This window comes from Aminobacter sp. Y103A (genome assembly GCF_030294925.1).
GTDB classification, from domain to species: domain Bacteria; phylum Pseudomonadota; class Alphaproteobacteria; order Rhizobiales; family Rhizobiaceae; genus Aminobacter; species Aminobacter ciceronei.
Genome location: NZ_AP017986.1, coordinates 1,709,726 through 1,728,305, shown reverse-complemented (window position 1 = coordinate 1,728,305; position 18,580 = coordinate 1,709,726). Strand labels below are relative to the sequence as shown.

The 18,580-nt window shown below is 63.7% G+C and carries 20 protein-coding genes and 1 pseudogene; 8 read left to right on the top strand and 13 right to left on the bottom strand.

Going from position 1 to position 18,580, the window contains the following annotated elements; all coding sequences use genetic code 11:
- Positions 1 to 42 precede the first annotated feature (42 nt).
- A complete protein-coding gene (locus tag Amn_RS08345) occupies positions 43 to 624 on the top strand; it encodes a CGNR zinc finger domain-containing protein (protein ID WP_182575269.1) in 582 nt (193 codons plus the stop codon).
- Positions 625 to 628: 4 nt separating this feature from the next.
- Here Amn_RS08345 and Amn_RS08340 read toward each other — a convergent pair whose 3' ends face one another.
- Positions 629 to 1,510 (bottom strand): LysR substrate-binding domain-containing protein, encoded by an 882-nt coding sequence (locus tag Amn_RS08340; RefSeq protein WP_286296141.1) that lies wholly within the window; start codon positions 1,508 to 1,510, stop codon positions 629 to 631.
- 140 nt (positions 1,511 to 1,650) lie between these two features.
- Here Amn_RS08340 and Amn_RS08335 point away from each other — a divergent pair, with 140 nt between their 5' ends.
- Positions 1,651 to 2,346, top strand: a complete 696-nt coding sequence (locus tag Amn_RS08335; RefSeq protein ID WP_182575267.1) for an FMN-dependent NADH-azoreductase — start codon at positions 1,651 to 1,653, stop codon at positions 2,344 to 2,346.
- 100 nt (positions 2,347 to 2,446) lie between these two features.
- On the opposite strand, the gene Amn_RS08330 is transcribed toward Amn_RS08335, so the two are convergent.
- Positions 2,447 to 3,043: a hypothetical protein gene (locus Amn_RS08330; protein WP_067964554.1), complete on the bottom strand. Its 597-nt coding sequence runs from the start codon at positions 3,041 to 3,043 to the stop codon at positions 2,447 to 2,449.
- 127 nt (positions 3,044 to 3,170) lie between these two features.
- Between Amn_RS08330 and thrC the strand changes: the two genes are divergently transcribed.
- The 4 genes from thrC to Amn_RS08310 are packed head-to-tail and all read left to right on the top strand — an operon-like array spanning position 3,171 to position 9,378.
- Positions 3,171 to 4,568, top strand: a complete 1,398-nt coding sequence (thrC, locus tag Amn_RS08325; protein ID WP_182575266.1) for a threonine synthase — start codon at positions 3,171 to 3,173, stop codon at positions 4,566 to 4,568.
- A 14-nt stretch (positions 4,569 to 4,582) separates the two neighbouring features.
- Positions 4,583 to 5,875, top strand: coding sequence for a M16 family metallopeptidase (locus tag Amn_RS08320; RefSeq protein WP_067964558.1), 1,293 nt, complete (start codon positions 4,583 to 4,585; stop codon positions 5,873 to 5,875).
- A gap of 15 nt (positions 5,876 to 5,890) precedes the next feature.
- Positions 5,891 to 6,487: a GNAT family N-acetyltransferase gene (locus Amn_RS08315; RefSeq protein WP_067964560.1), complete on the top strand. Its 597-nt coding sequence runs from the start codon at positions 5,891 to 5,893 to the stop codon at positions 6,485 to 6,487.
- Positions 6,488 to 6,489: 2 nt separating this feature from the next.
- Positions 6,490 to 9,378 carry an EAL domain-containing protein gene (locus Amn_RS08310; RefSeq protein ID WP_067964562.1) on the top strand — a complete coding sequence of 963 codons (2,889 nt, stop codon included), beginning with the start codon at positions 6,490 to 6,492 and terminating at the stop codon, positions 9,376 to 9,378.
- Here Amn_RS08310 and Amn_RS08305 read toward each other — a convergent pair.
- Positions 9,369 to 9,977: a YqgE/AlgH family protein gene (locus Amn_RS08305; RefSeq protein WP_067964563.1), complete on the bottom strand. Its 609-nt coding sequence runs from the start codon at positions 9,975 to 9,977 to the stop codon at positions 9,369 to 9,371. The genes Amn_RS08310 and Amn_RS08305 overlap by 10 nt on opposite strands.
- Before the next feature lie 148 nt (positions 9,978 to 10,125).
- Between Amn_RS08305 and Amn_RS08300 the strand changes: the two genes are divergently transcribed.
- Positions 10,126 to 10,932, top strand: coding sequence for a protein-disulfide reductase DsbD domain-containing protein (locus tag Amn_RS08300; protein WP_286296130.1), 807 nt, complete (start codon positions 10,126 to 10,128; stop codon positions 10,930 to 10,932).
- A gap of 135 nt (positions 10,933 to 11,067) precedes the next feature.
- Positions 11,068 to 11,553: a peroxiredoxin gene (locus Amn_RS08295; RefSeq protein ID WP_154386006.1), complete on the top strand. Its 486-nt coding sequence runs from the start codon at positions 11,068 to 11,070 to the stop codon at positions 11,551 to 11,553.
- A gap of 72 nt (positions 11,554 to 11,625) precedes the next feature.
- Here Amn_RS08295 and rnhA read toward each other — a convergent pair whose 3' ends face one another.
- From rnhA to Amn_RS08245, 10 genes and pseudogenes are all read right to left on the bottom strand, one after another.
- Positions 11,626 to 12,075 carry a ribonuclease HI gene (gene rnhA / locus Amn_RS08290; protein ID WP_067964568.1) on the bottom strand — a complete coding sequence of 150 codons (450 nt, stop codon included), beginning with the start codon at positions 12,073 to 12,075 and terminating at the stop codon, positions 11,626 to 11,628.
- Positions 12,072 to 13,034: a homoserine kinase gene (locus Amn_RS08285; protein WP_067964570.1), complete on the bottom strand. Its 963-nt coding sequence runs from the start codon at positions 13,032 to 13,034 to the stop codon at positions 12,072 to 12,074. Before Amn_RS08285 ends, rnhA begins: the two co-directional genes overlap by 4 nt.
- Entirely contained in the window at positions 13,034 to 14,044 is a 1,011-nt protein-coding gene (gene ispH / locus Amn_RS08280) for a 4-hydroxy-3-methylbut-2-enyl diphosphate reductase (protein ID WP_067964572.1), read from the bottom strand. The genes Amn_RS08285 and ispH overlap by 1 nt, the downstream gene beginning before the upstream one ends.
- Before the next feature lie 154 nt (positions 14,045 to 14,198).
- A complete protein-coding gene (locus tag Amn_RS08275; RefSeq protein ID WP_286297955.1) occupies positions 14,199 to 14,936 on the bottom strand; it encodes an SURF1 family protein in 738 nt (245 codons plus the stop codon).
- A gap of 14 nt (positions 14,937 to 14,950) precedes the next feature.
- Positions 14,951 to 15,337, bottom strand: coding sequence for a DUF983 domain-containing protein (locus Amn_RS08270; RefSeq protein ID WP_067964574.1), 387 nt, complete (start codon positions 15,335 to 15,337; stop codon positions 14,951 to 14,953).
- Positions 15,334 to 15,822, bottom strand: a pseudogene (locus Amn_RS08265) (L,D-transpeptidase family protein). Before Amn_RS08265 ends, Amn_RS08270 begins: the two are co-directional and overlap by 4 nt.
- An 85-nt stretch (positions 15,823 to 15,907) precedes the next feature.
- Positions 15,908 to 16,798, bottom strand: a complete 891-nt coding sequence (locus tag Amn_RS08260; protein ID WP_067964577.1) for a cytochrome c oxidase subunit 3 — start codon at positions 16,796 to 16,798, stop codon at positions 15,908 to 15,910.
- Between the two features lies 1 nt (position 16,799).
- Positions 16,800 to 17,432 (bottom strand): cytochrome c oxidase assembly protein, encoded by a 633-nt coding sequence (locus Amn_RS08255; RefSeq protein WP_067966957.1) that lies wholly within the window; start codon positions 17,430 to 17,432, stop codon positions 16,800 to 16,802.
- A gap of 8 nt (positions 17,433 to 17,440) precedes the next feature.
- Positions 17,441 to 17,599, bottom strand: a complete 159-nt coding sequence (locus tag Amn_RS08250) for a cytochrome c oxidase system small membrane protein (protein ID WP_169808282.1) — start codon at positions 17,597 to 17,599, stop codon at positions 17,441 to 17,443.
- The gene (locus Amn_RS08245) at positions 17,599 to 18,540 is read right to left on the bottom strand and encodes a heme o synthase (RefSeq protein WP_286296122.1); all 942 of its coding nucleotides are present in this window, start codon (positions 18,538 to 18,540) and stop codon (positions 17,599 to 17,601) included. Before Amn_RS08245 ends, Amn_RS08250 begins: the two co-directional genes overlap by 1 nt.
- Positions 18,541 to 18,580: the final 40 nt, after the last annotated feature.

Genomic DNA, 18,580 nt, shown 5'->3' with positions numbered 1-18,580 from the left:
GCTGAATTACCTAATGTGTCAATGGCAATTTTTGGAGTTAGCATGAGCGCCGACATTCCCCCTCTCACCGGCGAGCTGCTCGGGCTGGACCTGATCAACACGCGCGCACGCAGCGGCACCGACAGCATCGACCATCTGGCAACGCCTGACGGGTTGCGGACCTGGGTGGCGCTGCAGGGCGAGCGGCTGGCACAATATGGCGGGAATGTTCTGGCAGAGGCGTCGCAAGCCGACCTCGCCGCCATTCACGCGGTGCGCAAAACTGCGAGCCAGCTCGTCGACAATATCAGGCACGGCAAGGCGCCTTCAGACGCCAGCCTGCGCGAACTCAACCGGACGCTGTCTGCTGCGCCGGTTCATCTCGAACTGCGATGGTCGGGGTCGTCACTGGTGGTGGCGCCAAGGCGCACCGGCTCGGTCATCGCCGATCTCGCCGCGCATCTTGCCGAAGCAGTGGCACTTGTGCTGACCGACCCCGGCGTCGGCACCATCCGCAAATGCGAAGCCGAGGATTGCACCATGCTGTTTCTGCCGGCGAGCAGTCGCCGACGCTGGTGTGCTGCGGCGCGCTGCGGCAACCGCATGCGCGTCGCGCGCTACTACCAGCGCCACAAGGACAGCTGAACGTTCAATGCCCTGAACCCAGCGCATCGAGCAGCCACTCGCTCAGCATGCGCACCTCCGGTCGCGGCGTCCTGGGATGGACGAGGTGGAAATCATAGCCGTCGATCGCCGGCCCGAACGGCTGGACCAGAACGCCTGACGCAAGATCGTCGGCGACGAGCACGAGGCTGAGCAGCGCCACGCCCTGCCCGGCCACCGCCGCCTGCACGGCATGGCCGTCGTCGTTGAAGCTGATGCCGGCATCGGCGTCGACGCCGTCAACCGCAGCCGCGTCGAACCAGCGCCGCCATGTCGGCGTGTCGGCATTCGGGTGCCTCCATCGCGAATGGAGCAGCGTGACATGGCGCATGTCGTCAAGCGTCTTCAAGCCCAGGCGGGCACTGCACACCGGCGCGAAGCGATTGGCCATCAGCCAGGTCGAACTGAGATCCGGAAAGGGCCCGCGACCATACCGCACGGCAGCGTCGGCGATGCCGGTGCGAAAATCGACAGGATCGTCCGACGCATGCAGGCTGAGGTCGACAGTTGGATATCGCTCACGGAACGACGCCACCCGTGGCACCAGCCAGCGCGCGGTGAATGAGGTCGTGGCCGAAAGCGTGACCACGCTGCGGCGGCGCTCCGAGACACGGTCGAGCGCTTCGGCGAACGCGTCGAAACCGTCGCGCAATACCGGGTAAAGCTCACGCCCCTCACGCGTCAGCACCACCTGCCGCGTGCGGCGATCGAACAGCCGCAAGGCCAGAGTTTCCTCCAGCAGCCTGATCTGATGGCTGATGGCGGTTGGCGTAACGCCCAGTTCCCAAGCGGCCTGCTTGAAGCTCGCATGACGGGCGGCGGCCTCGAAGGCACGCAGCGTCGCAAGCGGAGGCAGTTGGCGATGCATGATTTCAACTCATCCATTGCATGACGAATTCGATTTCGCCAGGCACCATATCACCCATTATTTTCATATGGAACGTGAGCGGCACGCCACCGCACCGCGCGCGCTCACATGAATTTCTCTATCTTATAGGAACCCTTGAAATGACCCGGATCCTGCATATCGACGCCAGCGCTCGACCACATTCTTCAGCCGAGAATCCGTTCGGATCGCACAGCCGGCGCCTAGGTGCGCGTTTTGCGCTGGCATGGCGCACTGCCCATGGCAGCGATGAAAACATCGTCTATCGCGACGTCGGCCAGCAGCCGCCACAGCCGGTGTCAGGCGCCTGGATCCACGCCGCGTTCACCAAGCCGGAGCAACGCCTGCCTTGGATGAGCGAGACGCTTGCCGAAAGTGATGGCTTGATCGACGAGTTGCTTGCGGCCGACATCATCGTTGCCGGCGTGCCGATGTACAATTTCGCGCCGCCGGCACAATTCAAGGCGTGGATCGACAACATCGTGCGGGTCGGCCGCACCTTCGGCTTCGACCGGTCGCGGCTAGGCGATCCCTACTGGCCGCTGCTCGCCGGCGCCGGCAAGACACTCGTCATCCTGTCTTCGCGCGGCGACCACGGCTATGGCAAGGGCGGCAGGATCGAGGCGCTCAACCACGTCGAGGCCAGCATCGCGACCGCCTTCAACTACATCGGGATCACCGACATCAGGTCGGTGGCAATCGAGTTCGACGAATTCGCCGACGCCAGACTAAAGGCATCGATCGAAAAGGCCGAAGCCGAGGTCGACGCGCTTGTCGAGACACTGGTCAGGGAACGACAGCAGCGAAACGCCGCTTGAGGCATTGCCGGCGCCTGCGTCCTCCTTTGGACGCGGGCGCTTCTGGCATGCGAACCGGTGCTGCGTGCTTCGCGGCGCTCCGGATCGTCTGGCCGAGACGTTACTGCTGGGCGGGCTTCTTCGCCGGACCTTCGTCGTAGCCGACATAGATCACGATGTCGCGCGCCGTCGGATTGGGGATGTTGATGTTCGGCACGGTGAACACCCACTGTGTCGCCACCGACGGATCGGTCACCTGCACGGCGTTCTTGTGCAGCTCGGAATAAAGCACCTCCTCGCCACGGGTCACCGCGACGCGGATCGGCATGGTGATCGTACCGGCACCGCCGGCAGGACCGACAACGACCTTGCCGGCAACGCCGACCTTGATGGTCATCGTGCCATCGGCGCGCGTGCAGCTGCGGGTGACGTCGGTGATCGCCGACTGATGGACGAGCTTTGCCGGGTCGTCCTGGCCGCCCTTGGCATAGCTGTTGAAGAAGGCGGTGCCGTCACGCAAGGTGATGTTGGGGCAGTAGGCAAGCAGTTCGCTGGCCAGGATCTTGCCCTCTTCGGCCGCGATCACCTTGGGATCCTTCGGGGCGGGAGGGCTAAAAAAGCCGCCGCTGCCGCCTGATTGGCAGCCTGTGACGGCGAGCATAAAGCCGGCGGTCGCCAAAGCCGTCAGAAAACGGCCGTCGATCAAACGAAACACCATGAACTGCACTTCCCTCTCGCAAAGCAGTCGTTCTATATCAACCGCGCGGCAAAAATGCGACTGACGGAGCGCAGTTTTCCCGTCCTGCCGACAGGCAGCAGGTCGCATAGCCTTGGATTGGATAGATATGCACTATGTGAGCACCCGTGGGGAAGCGCCCACGCTCGGATTTTCTGATGCTGTACTTGCCGGCCTGGCACGCGACGGCGGCCTTTACCTCCCGGCGCAGTGGCCGACTTTCAGCCCCGCCGAAATCCGGGCGATGCGAGGCCTGAGCTATCCTGATCTCGCGATCAAACTGCTGACCCCGTTCCTCGGTGGCGAAATCAAGCCTGATGTCTTCGAGCGCCTGGTTCGCGAAGCCTATGGCACGTTCCGCCACGAAGCGGTCTGCCCACTGGTCCAGACCGGCGCCAACAGCTTCGTGCTCGAGATGTTCCATGGTCCCACCCTCGCCTTCAAGGACGTCGCCATGCAGCTCCTGGCGCGGCTGATGGACCATGTGCTTGCCGAACGTGGCCAGCGCGCGACCATCGTCGGGGCAACCTCGGGCGATACGGGCGGCGCTGCGATCGAGGCCTTTGCCGGGCGCGAACGCACCGACATCTTCATCCTGTTTCCGCATGGCCGCGTCTCGCCGGTGCAGCAGCGCCAGATGACCACCTCCGACGCCGCCAACGTGCATGCGCTGTCGATCGAAGGAAACTTCGACGACTGCCAGGGCCTGGTGAAGGACATGTTCAACGACCACGGCTTCCGCGACCGTGTTCAGCTGTCGGGCGTGAATTCGATCAACTGGGCCCGCATCATGGCCCAGATCGTCTATTATTTCTCCTCCGCCATCTCGCTCGGCGCCCCCGACCGGCCGGTGTCGTTCACCGTGCCGACCGGCAATTTCGGCGACATCTTCGCCGGCTATGCCGCCAAGAAGATGGGACTGCCGATCGACCAGCTGGTCATCGCCACCAACGACAACGACATTCTCGACCGCACGCTGAAGAGCGGCGAGTACCGCCAGACCGGCGTGGTGGCCACCACCTCGCCATCGATGGACATCCAGGTTTCGTCCAACTTCGAGCGCCTGCTGTTCGAGGCTTCCGACCGCGATCCAGCGGTGGTGCGCCGCTACATGGCCAGCCTCAAGCAGTCCGGTGCATTCACCATCGAGGCCCCGGCGCTGGCTGCGATCCGCGGCGAGTTCGGTGCCGGGCGCGCCGACATGACCGAGACCGCAGCGACCATCCGCGCGACGCTCGACAAGAGCGGCTACCTGCTCGACCCCCACACAGCGACCGCCGTGCATGTCGCGTCCAGCCTGCCCAAAAGCGATGTGCCAATGGTCGTACTCGCCACCGCGCACCCGGCAAAGTTCCCCGCCGCCGTACTTGCAGCCAGCGGCATCGAGCCTGCTTTGCCAAAATGGCTGTCGGGGCTGATGGAACGTAAGGAAAAGTTCACGGTACTTCCATCAGAGATAAAAATGGTGGAAGATTACATTAGCCGCCGCACACGAGTGGCGGATTAGGGAGTACGCGTAATATGGGTGTTGAGGTAAGCCGTCTGTCGAACGGCCTGACAGTGGCCACTGAAACACTTCCAAGCGTAGAGACAGTCGCTCTCGGGACATGGGTCAAGTCTGGCGCGCGCAACGAGCGTGACGACGAACATGGCATGGCCCACCTGCTCGAGCACATGGCTTTCAAAGGCACCAAGAACCGGACCGCCTTCCAGATTGCCTCGCAGATCGAAAATGTCGGCGGCGAAATCAACGCCGCCACATCGGTCGAAACGACCTCCTTCTACGCCCGCGTGCTGTCAGACGACGTGCCACTGGCCGTCGACATCCTGTCCGACATTCTCCAGGATTCGGAGTTCGACCCGGACGAGCTCGAACGCGAGCAGCACGTCATCCTGCAGGAAATCGGTGCCGCGCACGACACGCCGGACGACATCGTCTTCGATCGCTTCACCGAAACCGCTTTCCGTCACCAGACCATCGGCCGTTCGATCCTCGGCACGCCGGAGACGGTGAAATCCTTCACCTCCGCCAATCTTCACGACTTCATGACCCGCCAGTACGGCGCCGAGCGGATGGTCGTGGTCGCTGCCGGCGACGTCAAGCATGACGAGTTCGTCCGCCACGTCGAAAAGCGCCTCGGCAATTTCCGCTCCAAGGCCGAAAGCGCCATTCCGCAGTATGCGCAGTATGTCGGCGGCGACTTCCGCGAAGACCGCGACCTGATGGACGCGCAGATCGTGCTCGGCTTCGAAGGCCGCGCCTACCATGTGCGCGACTTCTACGCCTCGCAGGTGCTGTCGATGATCCTCGGCGGCGGCATGTCCTCGCGACTGTTCCAGGAAGTGCGCGAGAAGCGCGGCCTCTGCTACTCGGTCTATGCCTTCCATTGGGGCTTTTCCGACACCGGCATCTTCGGCATCCATGCCGCCACCGGCCAGAGCGACATCGCCGAACTGATTCCCGTCATCATCAACGAGCTGCAGCGGACAGGCGAGAACATCCTGCTCGAAGAGCTGGACCGCGCCCGCGCGCAGTATCGCGCCGGCTTGATCATGTCGGCCGAGAGCTGCTCCAGCCGCGCCTCGCAGATCGCGCGCCAGCTCCTGCTGTTCGGCCGTCCGATCGCCAAGGAAGAGCTGATGGAACGGCTCGGCGCACTCACCGTCGACCGCCTGACCGACCTTTCGTCGCGGCTGTTCTCGACCCGCCCGACCATCACCGCGGTTGGTCCCGTCGGCACGCTGGCGCCTTACGAATCAATCCTGGACTCGCTGCCGGGCGCACAGGCAACCGCCCGCAAGCTCGCCGTCTGAGCAGCATTTGCACGCATGTTCTCGCTCTCGCTTTTTCGCCGCGATACCCCGGCACTGAGAGGCGAACGCGTCAATCTGCGCCTGCCAAACTGGCGCGACTATCACGAATGGGTCACGCTGCGCGGGGAAAGCCGCTCTTTCCTAGAACCGTGGGAGCCGCGCTGGGCGCCCGACGAACTCGACCGTTCAGCCTGGCGTATTCGCCTTGCGCGCTACCAGGATGAATTCATCCAGGGCACCGCGGCTGCCTTCTTCATCTATGAAAATGCGAGCGGCAAGCTCGTCGGAGGCATCACGCTCGGCAACATACGCTACGGCGTCGCCCAGACAGGGCATATCGGCTACTGGATCGGCGAGCGATATGCCGGCCGGGGCCTGATGGTCGATGCCCTCAAGCTGGTCGTGCGGCATGCCTTCGATACGCTTCGGTTGCACCGGATCGAGGCTGCCTGTATCCCCGACAACGCACGCTCCGTACGCGTGCTTGAAAAAGCCGGATTCCGGCGCGAAGGACTTTTGCGATCCTACCTCAGGATCAACGGCGAATGGCATGACCACTACCTCTACGCACTGATTGCGGACGACCCGCAAGCTGTCACCATGAAGGCCTGAACTTGTCGAAGCATTTCCTGCTGGCGCCGTTGTTTGCGCTCATCGTTTCCGTTGTCGCGAGCGTCTGTGCGGTGTCGCAGGCCTTGGCCGTGGAGCCGATCAAGATCTCCCGTGACGACGTCGCGCTCAACCTCACGGGCGCGGTCGAGATCTACAGGAATCAGGGCGAGAACTTCCAGGTTTCCACGGCCCCCGGCGCCGACGGCATCGTGCGCCGCATCGAGGTTGAGGCCAACGACCAGCGCTCCAGCGGCGACTGGGCCGTCTTCGCGCTCGCCAACACCACCGACCAGCAGCTCGATCGCCTGATCGTTGCGCCGCACTTCCGGCTTGTCGGCTCCGGCCTGTTCTGGCCCGACCTCGGCTCCAACCGCCTCACCGCCATCACGCCTTCCGAAGGCCTCGCTGTCGACCGCCAGGCGAGCCCCGACGCCGACGTCTTCCTGGTCACGCTCAACCCGGGTGCCGTCGTCACCTTCATTGCCGAGCTTGCTTCACCCAAGCTGCCGCAGGTCTATCTGTGGGATCCGGAATCCTACAAGGACACCGTCAATTCCTACACGCTGTTCCGCGGCATCGTCATCGGCATCGCCGGCCTGCTCGCGCTGTTCCTGACCATCCTGTTCGTGGTCAAGGGAACCTCGATGTTTCCTGCCACCGCAGCGCTTGCCTGGGCGGTGCTTGCCTATATCTGCGTCGACTTCGGCTTCCTCAACAAGGTCATCGAGGTATCCCCCGGCAACGAGCAGATATGGCGAGCGGGCACGGAGGTGGCGCTCGCCGGCACCTTCGTCGTGTTCCTGTTTGCCTATCTCAACCTCAACCGCTGGCATGGCCATTTCAGCTATGGCGCCTTCGTCTGGATCATCGGCCTGTTCCTGATCGCCGGCGTCGCCATCATCGATCCGGCAGTTGCCGCAGGCATCGCGCGCATCTCGTTTGCGGCAACCGCGCTCACCGGCCTCGGCCTGATCGTCTATCTCAGCATTCGCGGCTATGACCGCGCCATCATGCTGGTGCCCAGTTGGGCGATGGTGCTGATATGGCTCAGCGGCTCGTGGATGGCGATAACAGGCGTCCTCGACAACGACATCGTCCAGCCGGCGCTCGGCGGCGGCCTGATCCTGATCATCCTGTTGATCGGCTTCACCGTCATGCAGCACGCCTTCGCCGGCGGCGGCGCCCATCAGGGCCTGTTCAGCGACATGGAACGGCAGGCACTCGCCATCTCCGGCTCCGGAGACATCGTCTGGGATTGGGACGTGCTGCGCGACCGCGTCGTCACCCGTCCCGACGTCTCGGTCCAGCTCGGCCTTGCGCCGAACAGCCTGGGCGGTGCTGCCCGCAACTGGCTGCCGGTGCTGCATTCCGACGACCGCGATACGTTCCGCACAACGCTCGACGTCGTGCTGGAGCACCGCCGCGGCCGCGTCTCGCAGAGCTTCCGACTGCGCGGCGCCGACGGCCACTACCACTGGTTCCAGCTCAAGGCGCGGCCAGTCATCGGCTCCGATGGCGAGGTCATCCGCTGCGTCGGCACCATGGTCGACGTCACCGAACAGAAGAAATCCGAAGAGCGCCTGCTGCACGACGCCGTGCACGACAACCTGACCGGCCTGCCCAACCGCGAGCTGTTCATGAACCGGCTCGAGGCGATCATCTCGATCGCCCGCACCGAAGAGAAGGTCCGCCCGTCGGTGTTCGTCATCGACATCGACCGCTTCAAGCAGGTCAATGACGGCCTGGGCATTTCGGCCGGCGACACCATCCTTCTGACCATCGCCCGCCGCCTGCACCGGCTGCTCAAGCCCAAGGATTCGCTGTCGCGCTTTGCCGGCGACCAATTCGCGCTGATGCTGTTGTCGGAACAGGATCCGTCGCGCATCGCCGCCGTCGCCGACGCCATCAAGCAGGCGATCAAGGCGCCGATCACCTTCGCCAAGCGCGAGATCGTGCTGACCGCCTCCGTCGGCCTGATCACCTGGACAACCGCCCAGGCGACCGCCGAGGACATGGTCAAGGACGCCGAACTGGCGATGCACCAGGCCAAGCGTTTCGGCGGCGACCGCATCGAACCGTTCCGTCCGGCCTTCCGCACCGTCGGCACCGATCGCCTGCAGCTCGAATCGGACCTCCGCCGCGCCATCGAGCGCAAGGAATTCACCCTCGCCTACCAGCCGATCGTGCGACTGGAAGACGGCAGCGTCGCCGGCTTCGAGGCGCTGCTCAGATGGGACCACCCGCGTCGCGGCATGATCCCGCCGGGCGATTTCATCCCCGTTGCCGAGGGCTGCGGCCTGATCGTCCAGCTCGGCCTGTTCGCCATGCAGCGCGCCGCCGAGGATCTGGCCGACTGGCAGAAGCAGATCAGCGACGCGCCGCTGTCGGTGTCGGTCAATCTGTCGAGCCGCCAGCTCATCCGCCGCGACCTCGTCAGCGATGTCCGCTCGGTCATCGCACGGGCCAATCTCAAGCCACGCTGCTTCCGCCTGGAGCTGACGGAATCGCTGGTCATGGACAATCCCGAGCAGACCAACCACGTGCTGACCAAGCTCAAGCAGCTGGGCATCGGCCTGTCGCTCGACGATTTCGGCACCGGCTATTCGTCACTCGCCTATCTCACCCGCTTCCCCTTCGACACCATCAAGATCGACAAGAGCTTCGTCGACGACACCTCACCCAAGCGCGCGGTGCTGCTCAAGTCGATGGTCAACATGGCGCATGAGCTTGGGCTATCGGTGGTCGCCGAAGGCATCTCCGACGAGAGCGACGCGCTCGAACTGCGGCAGATGGGCTGCGAATATGTGCAGAGCTTCATGTTCGGCGCGCCGGTTCCCGGCGACCAGGCGCTGAAGATGCTGAAAGAGCAGTATCCGCTTGCTCAGGCGTGACCGGCAGCGCTGCTGAGCCGCGCAAGGTCGATGCCGAGCGTGGCCAGGATGCGGTCGTATTTGCGGTCGATGTCGGTGTCAAACAGAAGCTCCGACGTCGCCGGGCAGGTCAGCCAGCCATTCTCGGCGATTTCGCTTTCGAGCTGGCCGGCGCCCCAGCCGGAATAGCCGAGCGCCATCAGCGCATGGCGCGGCCCGCGTCCGGCGGAAATGGCGCGCAGGATGTCGACGGTCGCCGTCAGGCAGATCTCTTCTGAGACAGGCAACGAGGACTCGACCTTGTAGTCGTCGCTGTGCAGCACGAAGCCGCGGCTGCGGTCGACCGGCCCGCCATTGCGGACGATGAAGTCCTTGGCCTTGCCAGGCAGCCGGATCGCTTCCTGCTCGTCGAGGATCCCGAGTTGCACAAGCAGATCAGGAAACAGCAGCGGCTGGACCTGGTTGATGATCAGACCCATGGCGCCTTCGTCGCTATGGGCACAGATGTAGATCACGGCACGCGAGAACCTGTCGTCCTTCATCCCCGGCATGGCGATGAGGAACTGATCGTCGAGAAAACCGCGCTGCGAGGCGCCCTTTTTCTGGCGTAAGAGGTCCATGGCTTGAAGGTAACGCGTTTCCTGCCGTCTTGAAAGATGGCGCACGGCGCGACGCATTCATCTTTTGACAGGCAACGTCACGCAAAAATGATGCGATGTGTTGGCGCCCCCTGTTGCGGACGCTGCGGGAGGCTATCAAATCACCGCCATGAAAATTGCGCTCCACTCCGCGATCGGCCTCTGCGCGGCATTGCTTGCCGCTGCCCCGGCCCACGCCTCCTCGTCAGCCTGGTTCGAGGCCGATGGCGGCCGTTTCCGCCTGGTCACCTCGGGGGCGCCTGATGCATCCGGCAAGCTGCAGGGCGTGCTCGACATCGAGCTCAAGCGCGGCTGGAAAACCTATTGGCGGGACCCCGGCAATTCCGGCGTGCCGCCGCAGATCGACGTCTCGGCAAGCCGCAACGTATCGGGCGTCGACCTGTCCTACCCGGCGCCGCGCCGTCATGACGACGGCTATGCCAAATGGGTCGGCTACGACCACTCCGTTCGCCTGCCCGTGAGCTTTACCGTCGCCGCCCCGGGCGAACCGGCGACCATCACCGCCAACGTCTTCCTCGGCGTCTGCGAGACGATCTGCGTGCCGGTGCAGGCCACGCTTGAGGTCGATCCCGCCGCCGATCCCGACAATCCAGGCGATGCCATCCTGGTGAAGACGGCGCTTGCCGCCCTCCCCGGTGCCGCACAACAGGACTTCGGCGCCACGCTGGAGCCGACCGAAGGCGAGCATGTCTCGATCACCGCGACGGCGCCTGGTCCCGCCGATGCGCTGGATGTCTTCGTCGCCGGCGTCGACGGCTACGTCTTCGGCACGCCCGAGCGGCACATAGAGGGCGGCAAGGCGGTGTTCACCGTCAAGCTGCTCGAACGCCCTGACACAAAGCCAGCCGGCAAGGGACTGCCCTACACGCTGACAAGTGCTGCAGGCGCCGTCGAGGGATTTTTGCCCTATCCCTGACTTTTTACCCTATCCCTGAAAAGGGCTGTCCAGCTTCCTATATCCAGCTGGCCATTGGACGCGGGCGACATCTGCGCTAGGTGATTGCCGCGTCCTTCCGATTTCAACTCGAACTCTACGCTTACGAGGAAATTCATGACCATTTCGATTGGCGACAAGCTGCCAGCGGCCACGTTCAAGACGATGACCGCCGATGGCGCCAAGAGCATCAGCTCCGATGAAATCTTTGCCGGCAAGAAGGTCGTGCTGTTTGCGGTACCGGGCGCCTTCACGCCGACCTGCAGCAACAACCACCTGCCCGGCTATGTCGAGAACCATGACGCGATCATCGCGCGCGGCGTCGACACCATTGCGGTGGTTTCGGTCAACGACGTCCATGTCATGGGCGCCTGGGCCCGGTTCAGCGGCGGCGAAGGCAAGGTGCAGTTCCTCGCCGACGGCAGCGGCGATTTCGCCCGCGCCATCGGCCTCGACACCGACCTTTCGGCCGCCGGCATGGGCCTGCGCTCGAAGCGTTATTCGATGATCGTCGAAGACGGCAAGGTCGCCCAGCTCAATCTCGAGGGCGCACCCGGCCAGGCCGTCGATTCGGGCGCGGCCCGCATTCTCGAACAGCTCTGACTGACACAGCTCCAAGACTGAAAAGGGCGCGCGGCCTTACGGCGGCGCGCCCACTCGGGCCTGGCCGAAGGCCTATGCCTTGCGGCCACTCTTGAACGGCGCCATGCCCTCACGCGCCAGCTCGTCGGCGCGTTCGTTCTCGGGATGGCCGGCATGGCCCTTGACCCAGTGCCACTTGACCTTGTGACGCCTGTTGGCCTCATCAAGCGCCTGCCACAGCTCGCCGTTCTTGACCGGCTTCTTGTCGGCAGTCTTCCAGCCGTTTTTCTTCCAGCCGTGGATCCATTTCGAGATCCCGTCCATGACGTATTTGCTGTCGGTGTGCAGGTCGATCTCGCACGGCTCCTTGAGGGAGTTCAGGGCAGATATGGCAGCCAGCAACTCCATACGGTTGTTGGTGGTCTCCGCCTCGCCGCCCGACAGCTCCTTGACCTTGGCCTTGTAGCGCATGAGCGCCCCCCAGCCACCCGGACCCGGATTGCCCGAGCAGGCGCCATCGGTGAAAATTTCAACTTGCTTCATTTCAGTCCGTATTCCTGGGCGGTCTTGATCGTCCGGTGGAAGCGCATGCGGCGGATGTATTCCGACGGGTCACGCTTCATCACCAGCCCGCCGTCCGGCACCGTCAGCCAGTCGTAGAGCCGCGTCAGCATGAAGCGCAGGGCCGAGCCGCGCGCCAGGATCGGCAGCGCTGCCTTCTCGTCCGCGCTGAGCGGGCGGACGCTCTGATAGCCGTCCAGCAGGGCCGTGCCCTTGGTCAGGTTGAAGGAAAAATCCTTCTCGAAGCACCAGGCATTGAGGCAGGTGGCGAGGTCGTAGGCGTAGGCGTCGTTGCAGGCGAAATAGAAGTCGATCAGGCCCGACAGATTGTCGCCGAGGAAAAACACATTGTCCGGGAACAGGTCGGCGTGGATGACGCCCGACGGCAGGTTCTTTGGCCAGTTCTTCTCGAACTCGGCAAAGTCGGCGTCAACTTCGCGGGCGAGCCCGGGCTCGACTTCGTCGGCACGTGGATGTGCTGCATCCCAGAGCTTGCGCCAGCCATCGATGGCGAGCGAATTCGGCCGCGTCATCGCAAAGTCCCTGCCGGCGATGTGCAGTTCGGCCAGCGCCCTGCCGACCTCGCGGCAATGCACGACCTGAGGCCGGCGCAGCCACATACCTTCCAGGAAGGTGATGATGACGGCCGGACGGCCGGCCAGCGTGCCGATGACATTCCCGTCCTTGCCGTCGACCGGCAGGGGGCAGGAAATGCCCTTGTGGGCAAGATGCTGCATCAGGCCGAGGAAGAACGGCAGGTCCGCCTTGTCGACTCGCTTCTCATACAGCGTCAGGATGTATGACCCTGTCGTCGTGTGCAGCAGGAAGTTGGTGTTCTCGGTCCCCTCGGCAATGCCCTTGTAGGACAGCAACTCGCCGACCGGATAATTGCGCAGGAACGCTTCGAGTTCGCCCTCGCCGACGTCGGTATAGACAGCCATCAGCCGTTACCGTTGACGAAGGCCATGTCGGCTGGCGTCAGCTCGACGTCGCGCAATACCCGCATCACCGGAAACTCCTCCGTCTCGGTCGCCGTGATGGCGAGTTCCACGTTCACCTCGAAGCGTTCGCGGAAAGCGTTGATGATCTCGTCGACGATGATCTCGGGCGCCGAAGCCCCCGCCGACAGGCCAAGCGTAGCGATGCCGCCGATGTCGTTCCACGGGATCTCCGACGCGCGCTGAACCAGCAGCGACATCTTGGCCCCTGCCCGCTCGGCGACTTCGACGAGTCGGCGCGAATTGGACGAGTTGGGCGCGCCGACGACCAGATAGAGGTCGGAGCCCGGCGCTGTCTCCTTGACCGCGTCCTGGCGGTTGGTGGTGGCGTAGCAGATCGATTCGGCGGCGGGCGCCTCCATCGCCGGGAACTTCTCCTGCAGCGCCTTGAGGATGCCCGCGGTGTCCTCCACCGAAAGCGTCGTCTGGGTGACGAAACCAAGGGCTGCCGGATCGGCCGGCGTGAAATTGCGGACGTCGGCCTCGGTTTCGATCAGCGTGACCGCACCCTCGTCCAGCTGGCCCATGGTGCCGATCACCTCGGGGTGGCCGGCATGGCCGATCAACAGCACGTGGCGGCCCTTGCGCTGGTGGCGCATCGCCTGCTTGTGCACCTTGGAGACCAGCGGACAGGTGGCGTCGAGATAGAACAGGTTGCGCGCCACCGCATCCGCCGGCACCGACTTCGGCACGCCATGGGCGGAAAACACGACCGGCGCGTCGTGATGCTCGTCGGGGATCTCGTTGAGTTCTTCGATGAACACCGCGCCGAGATTCTGCAGCCCCTCGACGACGTAACGGTTGTGCACGATCTCGTGGCGGACATAGACCGGCGCGCCGTATTTCTTCAGCGCCAGCACGACGATCTGGATCGCCCGGTCGACGCCGGCGCAAAAGCCGCGCGGCTGGCAGAGCCTGATCGTCAGGGGCGGTTTGGCAATCGTCTGGAGCATCTGATCCGCTTCTTCGTTCAGGGCCGAAATGATGTCTGTGCCCCCTTGCTGTCAAGGGAGGCTGAAGCACCGCGCGTCTTCTTTGGCGTGCAAAGGACGCCCTGGCACTCTGGAACCGTGCGCGATCCCGAATTCCGGGATCATGCAAGGTCAGTCATTTGCCGTCGGGCCGACGCAGCAGCCAGACGCCCATGACACCCAGCAGCGCCGCCGCCAGCCCATACCAGGTGACCGCGTATTGCAGGTGGTTGTTGGGCATGTCGACCATGGTCACCCCGCCGACCGGCAAGCCGCCAGGATTGGGCGTCTTGTCGGCATCGACGAAGAACGGCAGCACGACCGCACCGGCAGGCAGCCCGGCGCTCGCCGCCATGGCGCCGCGGTCCTTCCAGTAGAAGACGTTCTTGGCCGCGTCGTTGTCCGGCACCAGCGAACCCGGCTTGCCCTCCAGCGGGTTGCGCGCCAACCCGACGATGCTGACGGGGCCCGTCACCTGTCCGGTCGGCCGCTTGGTCGCGTCCTTGAGGTCGTAGGGAACGAAGCCGCGGTTCACCAGAACGAAGCGGCCGTCATCCAGCTTCAGCGGCGTGTAGACGTAGAAGCCGGACTGGCCTTCCCATGTCGCCAGGAAATGCCGCTCGCCGTCATGCATGAAGGTGCCCGATAGCGCGACCGGCCAATAGTCGACGTCGGCGGTGGCGCGGTACTTCACTTCCATTTCAGCCAATGGCAATGGCTGCGACTTCGTCCGTTCGGCGATCTGCGCGATCAGTTCCTCTTTCCAATAGAGCCGCTGGACCTGCCAGCTGCCGAGCACGAGCAGCAGCGCAAAGGCAATCGTGCCGAGCACGAGCATCAACACGTGCCCGGAACGTCGCGCCGGGACCGTCATCGTCTTTTCCTGGATCATTCGCCCTTGTCCAAACGCCCTTCGGCTGCCTTGTTGCGATACTGCAGCGTTATCAGCACGCCCTTGATGAGGCGCAGCGAGCCGAGGCCGAGTGCCACGGTCAAAGGGATCCACAACAGCAGATGGAGCCACAGCGGCGGTCCATAATTGACCTCGAGCCACAGCGCGAGCCCGACCACGACAAAGCCGATGATCAGGATGACGAACACCGCCGGACCGTCGCCGGCATCGGCAAAGGAATAATCGAGCCGGCAGACGCCGCACTCCTTGCCGACGGACAGGAAGCTGGAGAACAGCCTGCCTTCACCGCAACGCGGACAGCGCCCCTTGAGCCCGGCCGCGATCGGCTCGACCGGCGGCCAGATCGCTTGGTCTTCGCTCATGGATTTATCTCGATGGGAGTGCCGTTTGCGACCATCTGCCAGATCTCCGCCATGTCCTCGTCGGTAACGGCGATGCAGCCGTTCGTCCAGTCGAACATCTGTATCAGCCAGGACCACCAGCCATATCCGTTCGGTTGGCCGTGGATCATAATCATTCCGCCAGGTTCGACACCTGCCCTCTTTGCCGCAGCCACGTCGTCAACATTCGGGTAGGAGATGTGGATCGACCTGAAATAGCCGCTTTCCGGGTTGCGTCAGTCGAGCAGATAGCGGCCTTCGGGCGTGCGTTCGTCGCCCTCCATCGCCTTGTGCCCCATCGGGTTCGCGCCGAGCACCATGGCGTAGCTGCGAACCACCTTGTCGCCGGAAAGCAGTTCGAGCCGGCGCTCCGACTTGTCGACGCGGACGAGATCGACCTCGCCCGCTTGCGCAGTCATAGTCGAGGCAAACAGGGTCATCATGCAGGCGAAGCGTCTTGTCGGCATGCCGGATGATTGCACCGGGAAAGCGCCCAAAAAAAGAGAAGGCGGCCGCGTTGCCGCGACCGCCTTGCACCAGGAACCGGATCGATCAGTGGCCGTGGGCGATGGTGCCGCCAACCGAACCCCAGATGTAGATCGCGGCGAACAGGAACAGCCACACCACGTCGACGAAGTGCCAGTACCAGGCCGCTGCCTCGAAGCCGAAATGCTGCTTCGGGGTGAAGCCGCCGCGCATGGCGCGGAACAGGCAGACCAGCAGGAAGATGGTGCCGACGATGACGTGGAAGCCGTGGAAGCCCGTCGCCATGAAGAAGGTCGCGCCGTAGATCGAGTCCTTGAAGGCAAACGGAGCGTGGATGTACTCGTAGGCCTGCACGAACGAGAACAGGATGCCGAGGCCGACCGTCAGCGCGAGGCCGTTGACCAGGCCCTTGCGGTCGTTGTGCAGCAGGGCGTGGTGCGCCCAGGTCACGGCCGTGCCCGACAGCAAAAGGATGATGGTGTTGTAGAGCGGCAGGTGGAACGGATCGAGGATCTCGATGCCCTTCGGAGGCCAGACGCCGCCGGTGAATTCAGCGCGCATGACCTGGTGCGCTTCATTCGGGAACAGCGCCGCGTCGAAGAACGCCCAGAACCAGGCGACGAAGAACATCACCTCGGAGGCTATGAACATGATCATGCCATAGCGCAAATGGAGCGAGACGACGCGGGTGTGATGGCCCTCATTGCCTTCCTTGATCGTATCCGACCACCAGCCGAACATGGTGTAGAGCACGATCAGCAGGCCGATCAGGAAGATCCAGTAGTTGGCGCCGGCCATGTTGTAGCCGAAGACCGGGAAGCTGCCGCCCTTGAGATGCTGCATCCAGGCGACGCCGCCGAATGCCATGATCAGCGCACCCAGCGAGGCGAGGAACGGCCACGGGCTGGGATCGATGATGTGATAGTCGTGTTGTGGTTTCGCGTGCGCGTCTGCCATATCAGCCCCCGGCTTTTCCGTCGGAATTAACATTTTTCGCTTCGCCGTCAACCTTGGGCGCGACAGCCACAGGCTTTTCCCCCGCAATGGGGAAGAAGGTATAGGACAGCGTGATCGTCTTGACGTCCTTCATTTCAGGCACGTTGACGATTTCCGGATCGACGAAGAACACCACCGGCATGTCGAGCGTTTCGCCCGGCTTCAACGTCGTGTCGGTGAAGCAGAAGCACTCGACCTTGTTGAAATAGGCGCCGGCGATCTCCGGTGTGACGTTGAAGGTCGCACGGCCCTGGGTCGGCGTGTCGAAGACGTTCTTCGCCGTGTAATGGATCTGCTTGGTCTCGCCGATCTTGATCTGGACGTCGCGGGCCACGGGCTGGAAATCCCACGGCAGGCCGCCCGACACATTGGCGTCGAAACGCACGGTGATCTCGCGGTCGAGGATCTTGTCGGAATATTGCTCGACGCGCTGCGTCGTGCCGCCATAACCGGTGATCTGGCAGAACATGGCGTAGAGCGGCACCGCGGCATATGCCATGCCGACCATGCCGCCGACGAAAGCGACGCACATGCCCGCAACCATCCGGTTGGAGCTCTGCTTCTTCAGGTCGACAGCCTTGGTGTCGTCGGTCATGCCATTGCTCATAGCGGCCGGTCCAGAATGGCCGGGCCGAACTTGGCGATGGTGGCGAGATAGAAGATGATGACGAGTGCCGCCAGCGCCAGGCCGATGGCGACGTTGCGGCTGCGGCGTGCCTTCCTCTGCTTGTCGGTGAGCGTCACCAGGTCCTTGTCCGACATCATGCACCTCCAAGCGCAAAGACACGCTCGATGATGCTGTCGGCCAGATAGGCCGCAAAGATCACGAACAGATACAGCAGCGAATATGCAAAGAGCTGCTTGGCGGGCTTCATCACGCGGTCGCTGTCCGGCATCCGGAGAACCTTCCAGGCGTACCAGACAAAGCCTGCGCCCAGGGCCAGCGAAACGACGCCATAGCCGATAGTGGTGTAGCCGAGCAGCCAGGGCGCCACGCCGACGGGGGCGAGCAGCAGCGAATAGGCGAAGATCTGGCGCCGTGTCGAGGCTTCGCCGGCGACGTTCGGCATCATCGGGATGCCGGCGCGCTCATAGTCCTGCGACTTGAACAGCGCCAGCGCCCAGAAGTGCGGCGGCGTCCACAGGAAGGTGATGAGGAAGAGCACGACGCTCTCGAAACTGACCGAACCGGTCACGGCGGCCCAGCCGATCATCGGCGGCAGCGCACCGGCCGCGCCACCGATGACGATGTTCTGCGGCGTCCAGCGCTTGAGCCACATCGTGTAGATGACGGCATAGAAGAAAATGGTGAAGGCGAGCAATGCTGCCGAAAGCCAGTTGACGAGGACGCCGAGCGTCATCACCGAAAGGGCCGAGAGCACGAGGCCGAAGGTCAGCGCTTCATGCGGCGGCACCTTGCCCGACGGAACCGGCCGGCTGGCGGTCCGCGTCATGACGGCGTCGATGTCGGCGTCGTACCACATGTTGAGCGCACCCGAAGCGCCTGCGCCGATGGCGATCGCCAGGATCGCGACGATGGCGAGGAACGGGTTGATGGTGGCAGGCGCGGCAACCATGCCGACAAAGGCGGTGAAGACCACCAACGACATGACGCGCGGCTTCAGCAGGGCGAAGAAATCGCCCGCCGTCGCTTCCGACATGCGGATGGTTTGATCGTCAAACCGGTTGTGGACAAGGGCCATGCGTACTTACGTCCAGTCGTTCCGTTTGGCCGAAGCCGCC